Below are 2937 nucleotides of genomic sequence, written 5' to 3'. Positions count from 1 at the left end.
GGGGACCACCGTCAGCCGGCCCGCGCCTCGTCGACCAGTTCCCGCACGGCGGCGGCCACCCTGGCGTTCCCGGCGGGCGTGACCGTCACCCACTCCGCCCCGGAGGGGGTGCGGCGGCGCAGCTGGAGGTAGCGCCCGCCGGGCGTGTCGTGGAACGCCACGAGCCGGCCAGCGCCCTGTCGTCGTCCGGGACCACCCGTCGGGATCGCGGCGCCGAAGTGCCCGCCGCCGAACGCTCCGTCGACCATCGCGGCCAACGCCCGCGCCTGTCCCGGTGGTTCACCCTCCGCGACGAGGCGGCGAGCCAGCGCTCCGGCGTCGGTGGCCCGCCTGTTCGCCACCTCGAGGACCTCCGAACGGAGGCTCACCGATTCGCCAGGCCCGGCATGCCGGTCACCCGCGAGGCCCACGAGCTGGTCGGCGAGTTCCCAGGCCGGGGCCGCCCACAGCCGCACCTCGTCGCCCCGCCGCACCGCCACGACGCCCTGTCGCCCCCTCGCGGCACCGATGGCGCGCACCCGGCGGTGCGCCACCCGGATCCCCCCGTGCAGGCCCCAGCCGGGTTGGGCGAGCAGCCCGAGTGAGGACTCCAGGTCGGAGTGCGGCGCGCCGTCCCGGGCCAACCCCCGCCCGGCCAGGCCCGACAGGACCGCCCGCACGATCTGCCGCCGCTCCTCCCAGGTCTTCCCCGGGCTCGGCACCTGGAGGTGCGCGGGGGTCGCGTTGAGGCCGAGCACCTCCCAGCACACGTCGAACTCGATCAGCGAGAGGGTGACCTGCGCGCTGCCGGTGGAGATCGGAGCGTTCACCGTCCGGCACCCCGCGAGTCCCTCGCTGAGGACCGCGACCAACGGGAACGGGGCGAGCCGGTCGGACGAGACGCCAGGCGGCCCACCACGGGACGGGTCGAGCGGGACGCGACACCTCGACCGGGACCAGGGACGTACTCGCCTTCCGCCACCATCGTCGTCCTCCGTGGTTCGGAAACCCCTCCGCACCATACCGACGAGGAGAACCACCGAAAACAGCCGTGATTGTTCCGTTATTCACGGTAAAACCGTGGTCCCGGTCGGGCATCCACGAATTCCACACTCCGGGAAATGGTCGGAACTCCACTGCAGACCCGCGGTCGGGCGCAGGCGGAACCGCCCCCGGTCGTCCGTCGCGCGCTTTCCGGTTCCACCCGGACCTCCGGCGGAACGCCGCCGCCCCGGGCGCGGAGGTGGGTGCCGGTGTCCCGCCGTGGGACCGGTCAGGGAGCACGGCTCCCACAGCGGCAGGCCCTCCCGCCGGCCGCCGCACCGCCCCTCCTTGGCCGCTCTCCTAACGGAGACCCATCAGGTCAAGGGCCAGATGGGGGTAGAACAAGCCGCTCACGGTCCCCTCCCCCGCTCCGCAGTCGCCGTCGGAGGTGCCCGGGTGCTTGATCCAGAGCAGCGCGTCCACGGGTTCGTCGCCGGTCCCGGGGCGGGGTGGTTCCCCGAGCCGCCGGTCCGGGGGGTTGCACCAGTCCCCGGTCGCTCCGGCGCCGTTGCGGCTCGTGTCGATCACGTAGTGCGCGTCGATGCCGTGATCCGAGGACAGCAGGGCGCGCACCTCCTCACCGAAGGCCACCGCCTCCTCCGTGCTGTTGTAATTCGACACGTTGACGGCGAAACCCCGCGCGTCCGCCACGCCGGCCGCCGCCAGGCGGGGCGCCATCTCCGAGGGCCGGTTGTGCCGGCCGTCCCCGCCGTCGAGGTAGACCCAGGTCCGGGGGGCGCGTGCCGCCATCTCCGCGACCACCTCGCGCAGCAGGTCGAGCCGCTCCTGACGGCGTCCCTCGGAGAGGCAGGGCAGGTGGATCAGGGAGTCGGGCTCGAGGACCAGCACGGCCGGGGTGTCGCCGAAGGACGGCACGAGCTCGTCGCGCACCCACTGCCGGTACTCCCGCGCGTTGGCCGCGCCACCCGAGGAATGGCCCCCGCAGTCGCGGTCGGGCACGTTGTACCCGACCACCACGGGCAGTTCACCCCGGGCGGCGGCCTGGGAGACGTAGCGGCTCACCTCCTCGCGGACCCCACCACCCCCGATCCACTTGGCGACCGGTTGGGAGGCGATGTCCCGGAGGAAGAGCGTCGCCCGTTCGTCGCCGGCGTTGGCACTGATCCACTTCCACGCCTCGGTGGCCGGATCCCCGTAGATGCCCGTGGTGGCCTCGAAGGGGTTCTCGCCGCCGGGGTCGACGTGCTCCTCGGAGTCGTCGTCGGCCGGCCCACCCGTGTCGCTCCCCGCCCCGCCAGGTGTCCCGTCCGACGTGGGTGGCCGGTCCCCGTCGGTGGCACCCGGTGCGCGGTCGTCCTGGTACCAGCTGGTCCAGTCCCAGAACCACAGGGGCCACCCCACCGGCAGCCATCCTGACCAGGGAGCGCGCAGTTCCGACCAGTGCACCGCGTCCTCGGGCCGGGACGGCTCGGCGGACGTCGCCGGTTCCGGGGTGCCGACCGCCGCCGTCCCGGAGGCCTCGGTCGCCGCCGCGAACGGCGCCGGCACCGCGAGGGTCACGCCGAGCAGTGCCGTGGACAACGTCGCCGTCCATCCCGCGTACCTGGTCACGATCGTCCCACCCGCCTCCCGTTCCACACGCCCTGTCCACACGATGGCAGCGCGCGCGGCGAACCGCAGTAGGTGACACCCGATGGAGCGCGGAGCCCCACCGAACGGCCGATCTGACCCCCCGGCTGACCGTGGTCGACGACCTGACCAGGTGTCACTCCTCAGCGCGGCGCGGGGCTGGGGGCGTCCAGCAGCCCACGGCAGCGCCGGTACTGGCGGAGCCCCCCGAGGGTGACGACCGCTCCGACGAGCACCACTCCCACCACGAGCTCGACCGCGACGGCGAGACCGGCGTGGCGCAGGGCGAGCAGCGCCAACAGCGCGAGCAGGCCGAGAACGACC

At 74.0% G+C, this 2937-nt stretch carries 3 protein-coding genes; all 3 read right to left on the bottom strand.

Annotated elements, in window-relative coordinates; translation table 11 throughout:
- Positions 1–11: 11 nt before the first annotated feature.
- Positions 12–809, bottom strand: a complete 798-nt coding sequence (locus tag ACTIDRAF_RS0223590) for an ESX secretion-associated protein EspG (RefSeq protein WP_157163238.1) — start codon at positions 807–809, stop codon at positions 12–14.
- Positions 810–1323: 514 nt separating this feature from the next.
- A complete protein-coding gene (locus ACTIDRAF_RS30835) occupies positions 1324–2595 on the bottom strand; it encodes a glycoside hydrolase family 6 protein (protein ID WP_245533622.1) in 1272 nt (423 codons plus the stop codon).
- 161 nt (positions 2596–2756) lie between these two features.
- Positions 2757–2937: hypothetical protein (locus tag ACTIDRAF_RS30830; RefSeq protein ID WP_039789164.1), on the bottom strand; the 181-nt coding region annotated here is incomplete at its 5' end.

Origin of the sequence: Actinoalloteichus spitiensis RMV-1378, assembly GCF_000239155.1 — a bacterium.
Classification (GTDB): domain Bacteria; phylum Actinomycetota; class Actinomycetes; order Mycobacteriales; family Pseudonocardiaceae; genus Actinoalloteichus_B; species Actinoalloteichus_B spitiensis.
Note: the sequence above shows the minus strand (reverse complement) of the source record. Positions and strands in the feature narration are given on the sequence as shown.